Source organism: Bradyrhizobium sp. SZCCHNR1098 (assembly GCF_032489375.1).
Classification (GTDB): Bacteria; Pseudomonadota; Alphaproteobacteria; order Rhizobiales; family Xanthobacteraceae; genus Bradyrhizobium.
The window spans coordinates 65373-80365 of sequence record NZ_JAUEXY010000010.1; the positions used below are offsets into that span (position 1 = coordinate 65373).

13 protein-coding genes are annotated in these 14993 nt (G+C 65.8%); 6 read left to right on the top strand and 7 right to left on the bottom strand.

Translation table 11 applies throughout. From position 1 onward, the window contains the following. Positions 1-199 precede the first annotated feature (199 nt). On the top strand, positions 200-2512 hold the full coding sequence (locus tag QX135_RS21265; protein WP_315755711.1) for an NADP-dependent malic enzyme: 2313 nt from the start codon (positions 200-202) through the stop codon (positions 2510-2512). 148 nt (positions 2513-2660) lie between these two features. After that, on the top strand, positions 2661-3116 hold the full coding sequence (locus QX135_RS21270; protein WP_315774570.1) for a DoxX family protein: 456 nt from the start codon (positions 2661-2663) through the stop codon (positions 3114-3116). A gap of 9 nt (positions 3117-3125) precedes the next feature. Here QX135_RS21270 and QX135_RS21275 read toward each other — a convergent pair whose 3' ends face one another. The 4 genes from QX135_RS21275 to QX135_RS21290 all read right to left on the bottom strand — a co-directional run bounded on the left by QX135_RS21275 (position 3126) and on the right by QX135_RS21290 (position 7348). Next, positions 3126-3686, bottom strand: a complete 561-nt coding sequence (locus QX135_RS21275) for a dihydrofolate reductase (protein WP_315813667.1) — start codon at positions 3684-3686, stop codon at positions 3126-3128. Between the two features lie 19 nt (positions 3687-3705). Continuing rightward, positions 3706-4668: a polysaccharide deacetylase family protein gene (locus QX135_RS21280; RefSeq protein WP_315813668.1), complete on the bottom strand. Its 963-nt coding sequence runs from the start codon at positions 4666-4668 to the stop codon at positions 3706-3708. 161 nt (positions 4669-4829) lie between these two features. Then, complete coding sequence (locus QX135_RS21285; RefSeq protein ID WP_315813669.1) at positions 4830-5405, bottom strand: glutathione peroxidase; 576 nt, start codon at positions 5403-5405, stop codon at positions 4830-4832. A gap of 155 nt (positions 5406-5560) precedes the next feature. Beyond that, entirely contained in the window at positions 5561-7348 is a 1788-nt protein-coding gene (locus QX135_RS21290; RefSeq protein ID WP_315813670.1) for a L,D-transpeptidase, read from the bottom strand. A 226-nt stretch (positions 7349-7574) separates the two neighbouring features. Between QX135_RS21290 and QX135_RS21295 the strand changes: the two genes are divergently transcribed. Beyond that, positions 7575-8126 carry a CreA family protein gene (locus QX135_RS21295; RefSeq protein WP_315741115.1) on the top strand — a complete coding sequence of 184 codons (552 nt, stop codon included), beginning with the start codon at positions 7575-7577 and terminating at the stop codon, positions 8124-8126. Here the strand turns inward: QX135_RS21295 and QX135_RS21300 are convergent. Then, positions 8116-8325 (bottom strand): hypothetical protein, encoded by a 210-nt coding sequence (locus QX135_RS21300; RefSeq protein WP_315741116.1) that lies wholly within the window; start codon positions 8323-8325, stop codon positions 8116-8118. The two genes, QX135_RS21295 and QX135_RS21300, sit on opposite strands and share 11 nt — an antisense overlap. Before the next feature lie 376 nt (positions 8326-8701). Here QX135_RS21300 and QX135_RS21305 point away from each other — a divergent pair, with 376 nt between their 5' ends. Next, on the top strand, positions 8702-9094 hold the full coding sequence (locus QX135_RS21305) for a hypothetical protein (protein ID WP_409999382.1): 393 nt from the start codon (positions 8702-8704) through the stop codon (positions 9092-9094). Positions 9095-9433: 339 nt separating this feature from the next. Continuing rightward, positions 9434-9820: a hypothetical protein gene (locus tag QX135_RS21310; RefSeq protein ID WP_316234264.1), complete on the top strand. Its 387-nt coding sequence runs from the start codon at positions 9434-9436 to the stop codon at positions 9818-9820. Positions 9821-9961: 141 nt separating this feature from the next. Here QX135_RS21310 and QX135_RS21315 read toward each other — a convergent pair whose 3' ends face one another. After that, positions 9962-11683 carry a type I secretion system permease/ATPase gene (locus tag QX135_RS21315; protein ID WP_315813672.1) on the bottom strand — a complete coding sequence of 574 codons (1722 nt, stop codon included), beginning with the start codon at positions 11681-11683 and terminating at the stop codon, positions 9962-9964. Positions 11684-11809: 126 nt separating this feature from the next. Here QX135_RS21315 and QX135_RS21320 point away from each other — a divergent pair, with 126 nt between their 5' ends. Then, positions 11810-13546: an adenylate/guanylate cyclase domain-containing protein gene (locus tag QX135_RS21320; RefSeq protein WP_315813673.1), complete on the top strand. Its 1737-nt coding sequence runs from the start codon at positions 11810-11812 to the stop codon at positions 13544-13546. 11 nt (positions 13547-13557) lie between these two features. Here the strand turns inward: QX135_RS21320 and QX135_RS21325 are convergent, their stop codons facing one another. After that, the gene (locus tag QX135_RS21325) at positions 13558-14904 is read right to left on the bottom strand and encodes an HlyD family type I secretion periplasmic adaptor subunit (RefSeq protein ID WP_315813674.1); all 1347 of its coding nucleotides are present in this window, start codon (positions 14902-14904) and stop codon (positions 13558-13560) included. Between the last annotated feature and the right edge of the window lie 89 nt (positions 14905-14993).

The following is a 14993-nucleotide window of genomic DNA, read 5'->3' on the forward strand; positions in this document are numbered from 1 at the left end:
GTCTCAATGAAATCGATGGAGTAGGGATGTGCTTCTGCGAACTGGGGAATCGCTGGCCCGGGATGCCGGCGAACATGGTTTCGGATGTTGCATGAAAGCCGCCCAACGTGCATCACATGCACTTCCACCGGCCGGAAAAACCGACGTCTGACCGAGACTCAAGAGACCAAAAATCCGGGTCGGAAACGCTGGAGCACGTATGTCGTCGTCCTATTCTGAAGATCTTCGTTCCGCAGCCCTGGCCTATCACCGGCTGCCACGGCCGGGCAAGCTGGAGATCCAGGCTACCAAGCCGCTCGCCAACCAGCGCGACCTGGCGCTGGCCTATTCGCCGGGCGTTGCCGCCGCCTGCACCGAGATCGCCAACAGCCCGGCCGAGGCCGCCACGCTGACCGCGCGCGCCAATCTGGTCGCCGTCGTCTCCAACGGTACCGCCGTGCTCGGCCTCGGCAATATTGGCCCGCTGGCGTCCAAGCCGGTGATGGAGGGCAAGGCGGTCCTGTTCAAGAAATTCGCCGGCATCGACGTATTCGACATCGAGATCGCGGCCGACACGATCGATCGGGTGGTCGAGACGGTCGCGGCGCTGGAGCCGACCTTCGGCGGCATCAACCTCGAGGACATCAAGGGACCGGAGTGCTTCGAGATCGAGGCGCGGCTCAAGGAGCGCATGAAGATCCCGGTCTTCCATGACGACCAGCACGGCACCGCGATCATCGTCGGCGCCGCGATCAAGAATGCGCTGTCGCTGGCCGGCAAGCAACTCTCCGAGGTCAAGATCGTGACGTCGGGCGCCGGCGCCGCCGCGATCGCCTGCCTCAATCTGCTGGTCTCGATGGGCGCGCAGCGCAAGAACATCTGGGTCTGCGACATCGACGGCGTCGTCCATGAGGGCCGCAACACGTTGATGGACCCCTGGAAGGCGGTCTATGCGCAGAAGACCGACAAGCGGACCCTGGCCGAGGTGATCGGCGGCGCGGATATCTTCCTCGGGCTGTCCGCCGGCGGCGTGCTGAAGCCGGAGCTGCTCAAGCAGATGGCCGAGAAACCGCTGATCATGGCGCTGGCCAATCCCAACCCGGAGATCATGCCGGAGGAGGCGCGCGCGGCGCGGCCGGACGCGATGATCTGCACCGGGCGCTCGGACTTCCCGAACCAAGTCAACAACGTTCTCTGCTTCCCGTTCATCTTCCGCGGCGCGCTCGACGTCGGCGCCACCGCCATCAACGAGGCGATGAAGCAGGCGGCGGTCGACGCGATCGCGCAGCTTGCCCAGGACCCGCCGTCGGACGCGGTCAGCCGCGGCTTCGACACCGGCGAGACGCAGGGTTTTGGTCCGGGTTCGCTGATCCCCTCGCCATTCGATCCGCGCCTGATCCTGCGCATTGCGCCGGCGGTGGCGAAGGCGGCGATGGAGTCCGGCGTCGCGACGCGGCCGATCACCAATTTCGACGAGTACACCGCGCTGCTGGAACGTTTTGCGTTCCGCTCCGGCCTGGTCATGAAGCCGGTGTTCGCCAAGGCGAAGACGCAGCCGGTCCGCGTGATCTATGCCGAGGGCGAGGACGAGCGTGTGCTGCGCGCCACCCAGGTGGTGCTGGAGGAGAAGCTGGCGCGGCCGATCCTGGTCGGTCGTCCCAGCGTGGTCGAGGCCCGCATCAAGCGCTTCGGCCTGTCGATCAAGGCCGGGCGTGATTTCGACCTGATCAACCCCGAGGACGATCCGCGCTACCGCTCTTATGTGCAGAGCTACATCGAGATCGCGGGACGGCGCGGCGTGACGCCGGATGCGGCGCGCACGGTGGTGCGTACCAACGCCACGGTCATCGCGGCGCTCGCGGTCGTCAGGGGCGAGGCGGATGCGATGATCTGCGGCGTCGAGGGGCGCTACATGAGCCATCTGCGCCACGTCCGTGAGATCATCGGCTTCATGCCGGGGGTCAGTGACTACGCGGCGCTGGCGCTCACCATCACCAGCAAGGGCGCCTATTTCATCGGCGATACCCAGGTGCGGCCGGATCCCACGGCCGAAGAGCTCGCCGAGATGGCGTCGCTCGCGGCCAACCACGTCACGCGATTCAACATCAAGCCGAAGATTGCCTTCGTCTCGCATTCCGATTTCGGTGGCTACGACACCGAGTCCTCGCGCAAGATGCGGCAGGCGACGGCATTGCTGAAGCAGCATCGTCCCGACCTCGAGGCCGACGGCGAGATGCAGGGCGACACCGCGCTGTCGGCGACCGCGCGCAAGGCGATCCTGCCGCATTCGGATCTCGAAGGCTCGGCCAATGTCCTGATCATGCCGAATCTCGACGCCGCCAACGTCGCCTATCAAATGATCAAGGTGCTGGCGGATGCGGTCCCGGTGGGGCCGATCCTGATCGGCCCGGCGCGCCCGGCGCACATCCTGACGCCGTCGGTGACGGCGCGCGGCATTCTCAACATGACGGCGGTGGCCGCGGTCGAAGCCCAGGAACGGGCGGGGAGGGCGCAGCCGACGCTGTTTGCGTGACGTTGTTGGCGTGATCGAAGTGTGGCGGAATTCGTCCGGTTTCGGTCGTATTCCGCCCGCCTTTATTGTTGAAAAGCGTTCGCGACGTCACATATCCGGCCCGGTGGGCCGACGACACATCGTTTGAAGTTGATCCGTGAGGGCGAGAATGCCGGGTTTCATTACATTCGGGCGCGTTCTGTTCGCCGTGATCTTCATCTACACGGGCGCGACCAAGCTGTTCGGCATTCCCGCCACCGCCGATCTCATCGCCGCCAAGGTCACGATTCCCACGATGCTCGCGCCCTATGCGGCGCAGCTCGAGGCCGCTGCCAGGATGCCGATGCCGCAGATCCTGGCGATCGCGGCCGGCGCGTTCGAGGTGCTCGCCGGCGTGATGATCGCGCTCAATTTTCTCGGGCGTTTCTTCGCGGCTCTGATGATCGTGTTCGTCGGCGCGACCATCTTCTACTTCCATGACTTCTGGAACCAGGCCCCGCCCGACAACGCCAAGACCCTGATCGACGCGCTGAAGAACCTGTCGATCATCGGCGCGCTGTTCATGATCTTCGGCTACGGCAAGGGTCCGAAGGCACCGGAGCAGAGCGCGTATGGAGACATCTAGAGGGGAGCCTCAAGCGGTGCGTTTCCAGGCGGTCACGCTGACGTCGTGGACGGGATCGAGCATCAGCTGATTGGCGGGCGTGTAGCCGTGGGCCGTCAGCACCTGCTGCGGCGAACGGTCGGGACCGATGCCGGGAAAGCACGGCGCGCCGCCGGGCAGGGAGACGTGGGGCGCGAGCGACAGGAAGAAGGTCTCGTAGCGGTCCATGAACATCTCGAACACGACGGGGCCGCCGATCACCGCCACCGTGCCAGAGCCGACGCCCGCGGCTTCACAGGCGGCTTCGAACGAGGCACCCGCCGGATTCCAAAGGGTGGAGAGCGGCTTTTCCGGATCCGGCGCCAGCCCCGCGACCTTGCCGGTCACGACGATGCGCCGGCGCTTCGGCGAATTCGGCTGGTCCTCATAGGAGTTGCGGCCGTGGACGATCAGATCGGCGCCATCGAGGGCCTGGGAAAAGAATGCGGCGTCGCCGGGAAATTTCAGGGCGGGCGGCATCGCATTGCTCGCGTCGGCCAACATCCCGTCGGCCGACACGATCACGTAACCTTCGAGACGAAGCTTGGTCACTGACGAAAGGAATCCTGTCTCATTCGGACACTGTCGTCACAACGCTCGAGACCGGCCGTTGGCTCACCGTCGGCAGCTTCGCGACCTTGCTGAGCTGCTCGTCATATTGCGGCAGCGACTGCACCGGCGCCTTGGCGCGCATCGCGACCACCTTGTAGCCGCCGGCCTTCAGGCGGCGCAGCAGCTCGGGCAGGGCCTCGGCGGTGTGCTTGTGGAAGTCGTGCATCAGGATGATGCCCTTGCCGAGCTTGTCGAGCTTCTTGAAGGTGACGTCGATCACCGCCTGCGCATTGCGCGCCTTGAAGTCGAACGAGTCGAGATCGCAGGAGAAGATGCCGATGTTGCGGGTGCCGAGATAGGTCACGATCTCCGGCGGATGCTGCAATGCCGGGAAGCGGAAGAACGGCGCCGGCGAATTGCCGCCGAGCGCCCATTTCACGGCGCTGATGCCGAGCTCGATCTCTTCCTTGCGTTGATCCTCGGTCAGCTTCTTGTTGGTCAGCGCCGCGTGCGACCAGGTGTGCGTGCCGACCGTGTGGCCGGCATTGTAGACCTGCTTCAGGATCTCCGGATAATAGGTCGCATGCTTGCCGATGATGAAGAAGATGCCGGTGGTGCACTGGTCGGCAAGCGCCTTGAGCACGCTGGGCGTGTTCTCCGGCCATGGGCCGTCGTCGAACGTCAGGACCACTTCATGATCCTTGAGGAAGTCGAGGTCCTTGAAGTGCTCGAAGCCGAATCCCGGACCGCCCGTCGTGTCGATCTCGACGGTGCGGCCGACGCCGAGCGCATCGGGGTTCATGCAGGGTGCGCGCGGCGGCTGCGTCTGGGCGGCCACGGCGGGAACAGGGGCCGGTGCGGGACCAGCAGCAGCCGGGGTCGGCGCCGCCGCCGTGCGCTGCGCCTGCGACCAGGCCGCGCCAGACGTCAACAGCGAAGCCGCCAAAGAACTCGCGAACACCAATCCTGCTGCAATCCGCATCGTGTTTCCTCGGGGTTGTTGCAACGGGAGCGCCAGCGTCGAGAGTCGCTCCGTCATCCGGTTGGGGATACTAGCCCAGCTGCCGGATGGGCGCCAAAAGGAAACGAGGCAAAAACACGGGGGAAGTTGCCGGCTTCCGCCGCATTCCTGCCGAGTGTTGCTCAGCCGTCCGCCAGCAGCCGGGCGACCGCGGTCTTGACCCGCGTATCCGTCGGCTCGACCGAGGAGGCGAACACGTCGGTGATGTAGCCGTCACGGCCGATCAGATATTTGTGAAAGTTCCAGCGCGGCGTCTCCTTGGGCCGCGCCTCGGCGGCCCAGCGGTAGAATGGGTGGGCGTTGGAACCGGTGACCACCGCTTTTGCGGTCATCGGGAAGGTGACGCCGTACTCCTTGTTGGCCAGCTCGGCGATGTCGCCCGCGATGCCGGGCTCCTGGTTGAAGTCGTTGGAGGGGACTGCGATGATCGCTAGCCCGCGCTGATGGAACTCGCTCCACAGCTTCTGGAGGCCGGTGTATTGCGGGGTATAGCCGCACTGGGAGGCCGTGTTGACCACCAGCACCGGCTTGCCCGCGAAATCGGCGAGCCGGATCGGCTCACCGGCCAGCGCGGGGAAGGAGAAGCGATAGGCGGTCATCTTGCTCACCGCATTGTCGGCATGAGCAGCCTGCGACGTGAGCGTCGCGCCCGACAACGAGGCGCCGATGCCGAGAACAACCATCCTGCGATCGATCATTGTGAATCTCCCTGAGCAGAGCCAGCCCCGTCAGCATGAATGTGCCCGCGCTCGACCGGCCGCTGCTTGAACGGCCGCGACGTGGCGCTGGATCAGACTGCGTTCCGGCACGGGATACCCCTGCCGTGGGGCGGAAAGAGGGACGTCGTCGGTCGTCAGCGCAGCGAAAGGATGAACTCCGTGCCCTCGCCGGTTTCGCCCTGGTTGATGCCTTGATCGGAGACGATCAGCGAACTTCCGGTCGACAGGGCTTCGCCGAGCCACGCCATGACGTCGGCGGGAATGGTGATGCGATCGAGCGCCTCGGCTGCGCTGCTCAGCGGAACGACCTGTTTCAGCTCGGCATCGGCGCCCGCGGACCTCTTACCGCGCCGGGCCGCCTTGGCCGCGACATCGGTCGCCGCGGCGCTCCGCGCCGAGGAGGGCAGCGAGACGACCGACCAGCGCATCGTCGCCGGATCGGCCTTGTCAGCCGTCGCGGTGAACACGTGGGTGCCGAGCGGCTTGTCGCCCGGTGCGATGGTGACGGGGGTGTTGAACACCGGAGCGAAGTTCTGCCGCACGTACAGCTTCGAATCCTTGCGGCTGATGAAGATCGCGATCTGGCTGTTGCGCTTCAACTCGGGCTTGGGCGCAATCGGCTTGTCCGGTGCGGCAACACGCGACTGATCCTTGGCGAGATCGTTGGGGTCGACTGGCTTCGCCGGTGCCTCTGCCGCCGGTGTGGGCGGCGGCGCAGGCTGGTCCGCGATCGCGGCGTCGGCAGGCTTGGACTCAGCCGACTTGGAATCAGCAGGCTTGAGCTCGGTTGAACCGGTGGCTTCGGCATTCGCCGACGCCGCAGCCGGCCTCTCGATAGCCGGAGCGGCCACCTGCGCAGCAGTCGTGGGCTGCCTCGCCGGAGCTACTTCGCTGGGGGCAGACTTGGCCTCGTCCTGCTCCTCGATCCTGACCCCGGCCGGGGCGCCTGGCTTGGCCTCTGCGTCGGCGGTCGCGTGCTCAATCATGGTCTCGGCGACACTGGGCTTCAGATCGGCAGCATCGCTCCGAACCTCCGCCGCGGGTGAACGCGGTGGTTCGGCGCTTGGCGAAGCGTCCGAGATCTTCGGTGGCAGCCCATTGGCGTTGGTGGCATCGGCGGTCCGCACCTGGCCCGACGCGGTTGGCGATCCTTCGAAGCGGGGGCTCTCGGCATGACCGATCGTGGCGCGCAGATCCGTCGTCGCGACTGTGATCGCGGTGGTGATGGCGGTGCCCTTGTCCGACTTGATCGCTGCGGGCGCAGTCGCATTGGGTTGCACCGATGCGCTCGGCTGCGGCGCCTTCAGTGCAGCGAGCATCGGATGCGAGAAACTCGCAGGAGCCACCTCGCTCGGCGTGACCAGGACCCGGGATCCCATCCGCGTCCAGCCATAGATGCGGGTTGCAAAGCTTGCCGGCATGCGGATGCAGCCATGCGACGCCGGGTAGCCCGGCAGCACGCCCGCGTGGAGCGCGACGCCGGACCAGGTGATGCGCTGCATGAACGGCATCGGGGCGCCGCTGTAGATGTTGGAGCGATGGTATCTCTGCTTCTGAATGACGCTGAACACGCCCATCGGCGTGGAATGCCCCTTCATGCCGGTCGAGACGGGTGCCTCCGCGAACAGGCCGTTTGCGTCGTAGACCTTCAGCTGCTGCTTGTTGATCGACACCGCGATCGTGAGCGGCGCTTGCGGCTTGGCAGCCTCCTTCTCGGTCTTGGTCAGCGTCTCAAGGTGGCGCGCCTTGGGCTTGCGCGGAGCGGCCGGGCGTACGGTCGGAGCAATGGTGATGGGCTGCGCGTCGTTCCAGTAGTAATAAGACGCTGCGCCAGCCTGTGAGGTCACTGCTATGGCAAGCGGGACTGAAACGATTGCTGCACAATAGAACCGCCCCCTGGCGGCTGCACGAACGCAGAGCATTCCGGCAAATCCTCAAGAACCATCTGGTCTTTAGTGTCGCAGACGGAGTCTGCGTTCACCAGCTTGGGCTTCTGCCCTGCGTGATTTCGTTCCAATCGTAGCAGAAAAGCCTCACATCCCGTTAAACGGGGTAGTGGAAGGTCAGGGGCTGGAGCGCCTTCCTTGCAGGCATTTGTGTCCCTACATGGGCGGTATGCCGAGCATCGGCGGTATAACGGAGACCGACATGTCGTTCAGAGCCACCAAACGGTTTGATCTGTGGCTGAAAACCCTCGTTTGCCTACTGCTTATCGGATTGTCCTCGCCTGTGATCTCAGCATACGCCGCAGACGAGCCGGATCTGATCTTCCGTCGGTCGACCGTGTTCAAACTGCTCAGCCCGAATGACAAGCTCGCGACCTATGGCGTTGATGATCCAGAGGTAGAGGGCGTCGCCTGCCACTTCACGGTGCCGCAGAAGGGCGGCTATGCCGGTTGGCTGGGCCTGGCCGAGGAAGTCTCCGACATCTCGCTCGCATGCCGGCAGATCGGCCCGATCAGGTTCAAACGCAAGCTCGAACAGGCCGACGACATGTTCCGGCAGCGACGGTCGCTGTTCTTCAAGAAGATGCAGATCGTTCGCGGCTGCGACGCCAAGCGCAACGTGCTCGTCTACATGGTTTACTCAGACAGGCTGATCGAGGGATCGCCGAAGAACTCGACCTCCTCCGTTCCGGTCATGCCTTGGGGCAAAGCCGACGACGGCGTGGTCCAGAAGTGCGGCGATTTCATTCAATAAGGGACCTGCCAAGAGACGATCGGCTGCCGAAAGCCTTGCCGGGCAATTTGTGCTTGGCAGGATCGTGGCAGCCGATCAGCCGCACCAGGCTCTGTGGCGTCGAGCCGGCGTAGCTCTCGGTTCGCTGCTGCGCCATCGGTGCAGCCAGGGAGCTGCGGCGTGATACCTTCGGTTTGGGTGTGTGCGAGCGCTTGTCCATGGTGACCCTGAGGGAGCAACGTCGTCTCCCAACGCGCCGCGCGCTGCTGGGTTGCCGTGGTGAGCTGGGAGGTTCTCCCTGCCGGCCACAGTTAACGTAAGGTCGTTAAGAAGCTCGCCATCGGCAGAAATGGCGGCTGCCCCGGAGGGCGCTGGCTCGCCCAAGGCAAGTGAAACATTCTTCTGCTTGGGGTTTTAGATCACTCTCGTTTTGATTGTATTTTGTGTCGTCGGGTCGGTCGCGATGAAACGAAGCGGCGGGGCCATGAAACCATTTTGGGCCTGTGCCGCAGGCCGCTTGAAACGTGAAGCGGATATGAAACCAATGCTGGCGTCAGCGACATGCGAATCGTGTCGTCCGGGCCCGCGTGGATGACATGACGAAAAACGAATACCAGCGGTCCACCATGCGTTTTCGACTGGGTGCTGCGGCGCTTGCCGTGCTGTCGTGCCTCTTCTGGTCCTCCGTCGAGGCGCGGATAACGACCCGATTGCCCGATCTGCGCAGCGAGTTCGTACGGCAATGTGCGCCTCATATGCTTGACCGGTGGGCGCATCCTGAAGCTGTCTGCTCCTGCCTGCATGATCATGCGGCCGCGATGGTGGAGGATGCCGACTTGCGAGAGGCGCTGCTGCGCGGCATCAGTGAGACCGGCGTGCCGACCATCGAGACCGATTGGGTGCCCGCGCCGAAGCAGGCCGAGATCGGTCCTACGTTCACCAAGATCGCGAAGCCTGCCCTGCAGTGCATGTTCGATCCGGCCAGCTGATCAGCCGCCGGACCTGACGTCGATCGGCGTCCATCGTCCGGCGGTGCTGGTTGTCAGTCCAGGCCATACTGCGACATCAATGACTGCACCTCCGGCCGGCGCATGATGCGCGAGATCCGCGTGCTGATGGCGTCGTCGTCGCTGTGCCTCGACGATCTCGCACTCGGCTTGGGAGCAGGGCGGGCCGCTGACGCATCGGCACTCGTCGGCTGATGCCGCGCAAGTGCAGTCTTTTCGGCGGATGGCAAGGTCGTCGCTTTCGTCCGCGTCGTCTGCGTGGGCGCCGCGGCCGTCAGACCGGGCTGGGTCGGCGCGGCAGCAGGAGCGACTGCGGGGACGATGGCCGGTGAAGCTGCGGTCGTGGCGGGCGGCGTCGCGGTCGGTGCCACAGGGCGTGTTTCAGTGGTGGCCGCCACGGGCGGAGTTGCGAGCACGGCATTCGACGCCTTGGCAGCTTCAGCAACGGGCGCGGCGGCCGTGAGCGAGTTGGTACGCGATTGCAACAAAGCCCCCTCAGGTGCCGGGACGGGCACGGCCGATGCGGTGAGCGTCGATGCTGGCGCCGAGATCGGCGTCGGCGGCTCGATTACCGGAAGCGGGGCTGCGATGGAAGCACCGCCCGAGGCGGCGGACTCGCTGACGATCCTTTCACTGCTGTCCGGCGCCGGCTGCTTGATGTCGCCGGGGACGTTGAGAGCTTGGGTTTGCGCGTGGGCCAGCATCTGACGCGCGGTCATCGGTGTCTCCGCTGAAGCCGACATCGGCAGCAGGACGGCGGTCGCGAGCGCCAGCTGGAGTGTCCGTGCGTGCGATGTGAACTTGATCATGGCTGGCTCCTTGCGGTGTGCGATCTGCATTGGGGTCCGTTCAGGCCGCGGCGCTGGCCGTCGCCCGGTCGTGGGCGACGACGACACGCTGGCCGCGCATCTTGGCGATCACCTCGTCGCGCGGGCCGAACGCCAGCGTCTTGCCGAAGGCCATCACCATGATGCGGTCAACATGCGCCAAAAGCTGCGGCCGGTGCGTGACGACGATCACGGTTCGGCCGGCGGCCTTCGCCTGGGCCATGGCCTGCGCCAACGCCCGCTCGCCGTCCTCGTCGAGGTTCGAGTTCGGCTCGTCGAGGATCAAGAGCCGTGGATCGCCGTACAGCGCGCGGGCCAGGCCGACGCGCTGGCGCATGCCTCCGGACAACGCCACGCCGCCTTCGCCGATCGGAGTGTCGTAGCCGTTGGGCAGGCGCAGGATCACCTCATGCGCGCCGGCGGCCTTGGCGGCAGCGACGACGGCGGCCTCATCCACCTTCGCAAGCCGGGCGATGTTGTCGGCGACGGTGCCTGCGAACAGTTCGATGTCCTGTGGCAGGTAGCCGATATGCTTGCCGAGCCGGTTTGGGTCCCACTGGCTGTAGGCGGCGCCGTCGATGCGGATCACACCTTCGCGCAGCGGCCAGACGCCGGCCATGGCGCGCGCCATACTCGACTTGCCGCTGGCGGAGGCGCCGACGATCGCGAGACTCTCGCCGGCCTTGAGCGAAAAGCTGACGCCCTTGACCGAGGGACGGCCCGCCGCCGGTGGCCACACCACGGCGTTCTCGACGTCGATGTCGCCGCGTGGCGTCGGTAGTGCGGTCGGCGCAGCCGTGACCGGCAGCGCCTGGAACAGGTCCTCCAGCCTGCGATAGGCGGAGCGGAATGCGATGATGCGCTTCCACTGGCCGACGACCTGCTCGACCGGGGCCAGCGCGCGGCCCATGATGATGGAGGTCGCCATCATCGCGCCGGGCGAGATCTGCTGCTCAATCGCGAGCCACGCGCCGATGCACAGCAGCGAGGTCTGCACCGCCATACGCGCGAACTTGGTCACGGAATGCATCGCCGCGCCGCGCTCGACGAGGGTGCTGTGGGCATCGACCATCGCCGACTGACGGCAACTCCAGCGGTCCAGGACGATGTCGCCCATGCCGAGGCCGCGCACGACCTCGCCATTGCGCAGCGCCGCCGCGACGAAGCGCGAGGCCTCGTTGGCCAGCGCATTGGTGCGCTCGACGCTGGCGCGCGTGTAGAATTCGGTGAGCAGCGCCAGCGAGAACAGCACTGTCGCGCCGAGCAAAGAGAGGATGCCGAGATAGGCATGCTGCAGAAAGCACAGCGCGACGAACACCGGCGTCCACGGCAAATCGCAGGCGATGGCGGCGGTGCCGCTGGAGATGCAGTCGCGGATGGTCTCGGCGTCACGGATGATCTGCTGGCCGAAGCGATGCCGCGGCGACAGCTCCGCCTTCATCATCGTCTCGAACAGCGGGTGGCGCAGCGTGCCTTCGAACTGCACGCCGGCCCGGGCCAGCACGCCGGAGCGTGCGAATTCCAGGACGCCGTACAGCACGAGGAAAACACCGACAATGAGCGTCAGCATGACCAGCGTGCCGAGATTGCGGCTGGTGAGGACGCGGTCGTAGACCTGCATGGAATAGAGGGGCGAGGCGAGCATGCTCGCATTGATGAAGAGGCTGAGCACGAAGGTCGCGGTGAGCGCGGGAAAGCAGGCGCGGAGCGCGGTTCCCAGCGGGCTTCGGGTGGTGCTCGTCATGTCGGATCCCCTTGCGATGGTGCTGGAGAACTTCGCCTGGGGCGCCCGTCGTCGACCGTGATTGACCTCACATAGCTCGAGGCTGATCTGCCAGCGCTTGAGTTGGCCGGTTGCAGCCGCTACCGGATGGATCAGCCGTGCTCAGATTTCGCAGCTTGCCTGAATCACAGTGACCTCATGCCTGCCGTAACGTCCCAGAACATCCGGCTCGTGTCGGGCCTCGTCCTGTTTGCGTTCGCCGCGACGCATTTTCTCAACCATGCGGTGGGTCTGTTCAGCCTCGAGGCGATGGACGAGGTGCAGGAATGGCGGCTGGTCGTCACCCGATCGTGGCCGGGGATGATCGTGCTGGCGGCGGCATTGCTCGCGCATGCCGCGCTTGCGTTCGTCAAGACGGTTCAGCGCGGCACGTGGCGGCTGTCCTCGTGGGAGTTTGTTCAGATCGCCACGGGATTTGCGATCCCGCTATTGTTGCTGCCGCACGTCATCGAGACCCACATGGCTCATGCGCTGTTCGGCGTTCAGGATGGCTACCTCTATGCGCTGGCGTTGATGTGGCCCAAGGCGGCCTGGATTCAGACCGCTCTGCTGCTGCTGGTCTGGATCCACGGCTGCGTCGGCCTGCATCACTGGCTGAAATTCCGGAGCTGGTACCGCCTCGTCCAGCCGCTGCTGTTTGTCCTCGCCGTCGCGGTGCCGATGGCGGCGCTGATGGGTTTCGTGGTGTCCGGGCGTGCCGTCGCCGCGTTGCTCAGCAATCCCGGCATGGCCGAGCAGATGCGCCAGGTCACCCATTGGCCGAGCGAACTCGACGGGAGGTGGATCGCCTTGCTGCAAATTTCGGCGCAGATCGCAGTCGTCGCGCTGCTCGTTGCAGGCGTGACGATCATCGTGTTCCGCCACGTCGCGTCGCTCGCGGCGCCGAAGATCGTCATTGCCTTCACGGGTGGCGCGACGGTGCGGGCCGCGGTCGGTCCGACGCTGCTGGAGATCATCGGCAGCAACGATCTTTCGCAGCGGTCCGAGTGCGGTGGCCGTGCCCGCTGCGGTCTTTGTCGCGTCCGGGTTGATGAAGGTGCGGAGACGCTGGCACCGCCCGGCCACGCGGAGCGCGTCATGCTCGCCAACTTGGCGGCTCCGGCGAATGTGCGGCTGGCCTGCCAGATTCGCCCGGTGGCGCCGCTGACGATCACGCGTCTCCTCGGCGGCGCTCAAGCGGAGAGGGCGCCCCTCGTCGACCACCTTCCCGCCGAGCGCCGTGCGGTATGCCTGGTCCACGTCCGCGTCCGTCCGCTTACGGCCATTGCGCGCGACCGGCTGCCCTCCGACCTCGGGTTCATGATGAACGAGATCTTCGGCGCCATTGGCAGGGCGATCGAAGCCCATTCCGGGCGCATCGATCGCTTTCTCGGCAATGGCGTGCTCGCCGTCTTCGGCGAGGAGCAGGGAGCAGAACAAGGCTGCCGCGATGCGCTGCAGGCGATCGGTGCCATGGACGTGGTCATGGACCGCGTCAACGAAAAGATCGCCGCGGAGATCGGTCGGCCCGTCGAGTTGACGATTGGTGCTCACCTTGGCGACATCGTCGTCGGGCAACTGACCCTTGGACGCACGTCGCAGGTGGCTGTGCTCGGGCTCGGGACGGAGTGGCCGGCGCGTCTGGCTGAATTGGCGGAGACCAGAGGTTGGCAGCTCGCGATGTCCGGGGGCGTGGCGACTGCAGCCGGCCTTGCTGATCTGGATGGAGCGATACGTGAGAGGCTTGCCGATCCGGAGCAGGGCAGCGAGCTGGACGCCATCGGCGTGCGGCGTGCCCGCGACCTTGCTGTCGTCGCGGGCGCGCCACCGGTGCCGTCGGCCTAGGTGCTCTCGGCTCATTTCTCACGGAACGTCTTGGCGAGCGTGTTGAGCAGCGGCCCGACCAGATATTCGAGCACGGTGCGCTCTCCCGTGGAGATGATGACGTCGGCCTGCATGCCCGGCAGAATCTTCTCGGCGATCTCGGGCGGGATGGTCGAATAGTCGATCACGACCCGCGCCGAGTAGTAGCTCTGCTTGTTCGCCTCGTCCGACATCGCATCCGCCGAGACGCTCGAGACCTTGCCGAAGATCGTCGGCGTCGTGCGCGAGGAGAAATTGGAGAAGCGCACCTCGGCCCTCTGGCCGATGGCGACGCTCTCGATGTCGCGCGGCGAGACGTGCGCCATCACGTCGACGCCTTCGCCGACCGGGACGATCTCGGCGAGCGTATCGCCGGGCTTCACGACGGCGCCCACGGTGTGGACTTTCATGTTCATGACGATGCCGTCGCGCTCGGCGCGGATGTCGACCCGGCGCAGCACGTCCTCGGCGATGACGAGCTTCTCGCGCAGGTCCGACAGCTTGGCACGGGTGCCGTCGAGCTGCTGGCCGACTTCGGTCAGATATTTCTGCAGCGTCTGATCGATCTGCAGGCGCGATTGCGCCGCCGTCTGCGTCAGCCGCGCCACGTCGGCCTGCGCCTGGCCGAGATCGCCTTCGACGCGGGCGCGCTCGCGTTCCAGTTCGAGGAACTTGTTGCGCGGATAGTAGCCTGCGGCGACCGCCGGGCGCACATTGTTCATCTGCGTCTCGAAGCTTGCGAGCTGCGCGGAGAGCGCGGCGCGCTGGCGGTCGCGGCCGGCGAGCTCCTGCTGCTGCTGGGCGATCTGGGAATTGAGGATGTTGATCTGGCTGATCAGGCCATTGCGGCGCTCGATGAACAGCCGCTGCTGGTCGGCGATGGCAAGCGCCGCCTCCGGCACGTTCTGGCGGTTGAGCAGCGCGTCGGGAAACGTGATCATCCGCGCATTGCCGCGCTCGGCGAGCAGGCGCGCTTCCTCGGCGAGTGCGGCATCCATCTGCTTGCGCAGGAGATCCGTGTTGGCCTGTGCCTCGGTCGGCTGCAGCCGGAACAGCAGGTCGCCGCGATGCACGGCGTGAGTCTCCTTGGCCAGGATGTCCCGGATGATTCCGCCCTCACGGTGCTGGACGACCTTGTGATCGCCGGAGACGGACACGGTGCCCGGTGCGATCGCCGCGCGATCGAGGGGGGCGTAGGCGGCCCATACGCCGAAGCCGCCGAACACCAGCGCCACCGAGAGATAGCCGAGCAGGGCGTAGCGGCTGAAATCGGCCTTGACCGGCTGCGGCCGGTCGGCCGGTTCGAAGAAGCCGTGATCCTGCACCGCTGACATCGACATGCTGCGTCCCCGCTTGTCCACGGGCAGGAGCATCATCGATGCGCGGCTACGGGACTGTGCGGAAGGTCACGCGCCGGAGGTCGGCGGCG

Excerpts from the sequence above, each read along its gene's own strand:
- QX135_RS21265 (WP_315755711.1), top strand. The coding sequence starts at position 200 with ATGTCGTCGTCCTATTCTGAAGATCTTCGTTCCGCAGCCCTGGCCTAT.
- QX135_RS21270 (WP_315774570.1), top strand. The coding sequence starts at position 2,661 with ATGCCGGGTTTCATTACATTCGGGCGCGTTCTGTTCGCCGTGATCTTC.
- QX135_RS21280 (WP_315813668.1), bottom strand. The coding sequence starts at position 4,668 with ATGCGGATTGCAGCAGGATTGGTGTTCGCGAGTTCTTTGGCGGCTTCG.
- QX135_RS21285 (WP_315813669.1), bottom strand. The coding sequence starts at position 5,405 with ATGATCGATCGCAGGATGGTTGTTCTCGGCATCGGCGCCTCGTTGTCG.
- QX135_RS21290 (WP_315813670.1), bottom strand. The coding sequence starts at position 7,348 with ATGCTCTGCGTTCGTGCAGCCGCCAGGGGGCGGTTCTATTGTGCAGCA.
- QX135_RS21295 (WP_315741115.1), top strand. The coding sequence starts at position 7,575 with ATGTCGTTCAGAGCCACCAAACGGTTTGATCTGTGGCTGAAAACCCTC.
- QX135_RS21300 (WP_315741116.1), bottom strand. The coding sequence starts at position 8,325 with ATGGACAAGCGCTCGCACACACCCAAACCGAAGGTATCACGCCGCAGC.
- QX135_RS21305 (WP_409999382.1), top strand. The coding sequence starts at position 8,702 with ATGACGAAAAACGAATACCAGCGGTCCACCATGCGTTTTCGACTGGGT.
- QX135_RS21310 (WP_316234264.1), top strand. The coding sequence starts at position 9,434 with ATGGCCGGTGAAGCTGCGGTCGTGGCGGGCGGCGTCGCGGTCGGTGCC.
- QX135_RS21315 (WP_315813672.1), bottom strand. The coding sequence starts at position 11,683 with ATGACGAGCACCACCCGAAGCCCGCTGGGAACCGCGCTCCGCGCCTGC.
- QX135_RS21320 (WP_315813673.1), top strand. The coding sequence starts at position 11,810 with ATGGATCAGCCGTGCTCAGATTTCGCAGCTTGCCTGAATCACAGTGAC.
- QX135_RS21325 (WP_315813674.1), bottom strand. The coding sequence starts at position 14,904 with ATGTCGATGTCAGCGGTGCAGGATCACGGCTTCTTCGAACCGGCCGAC.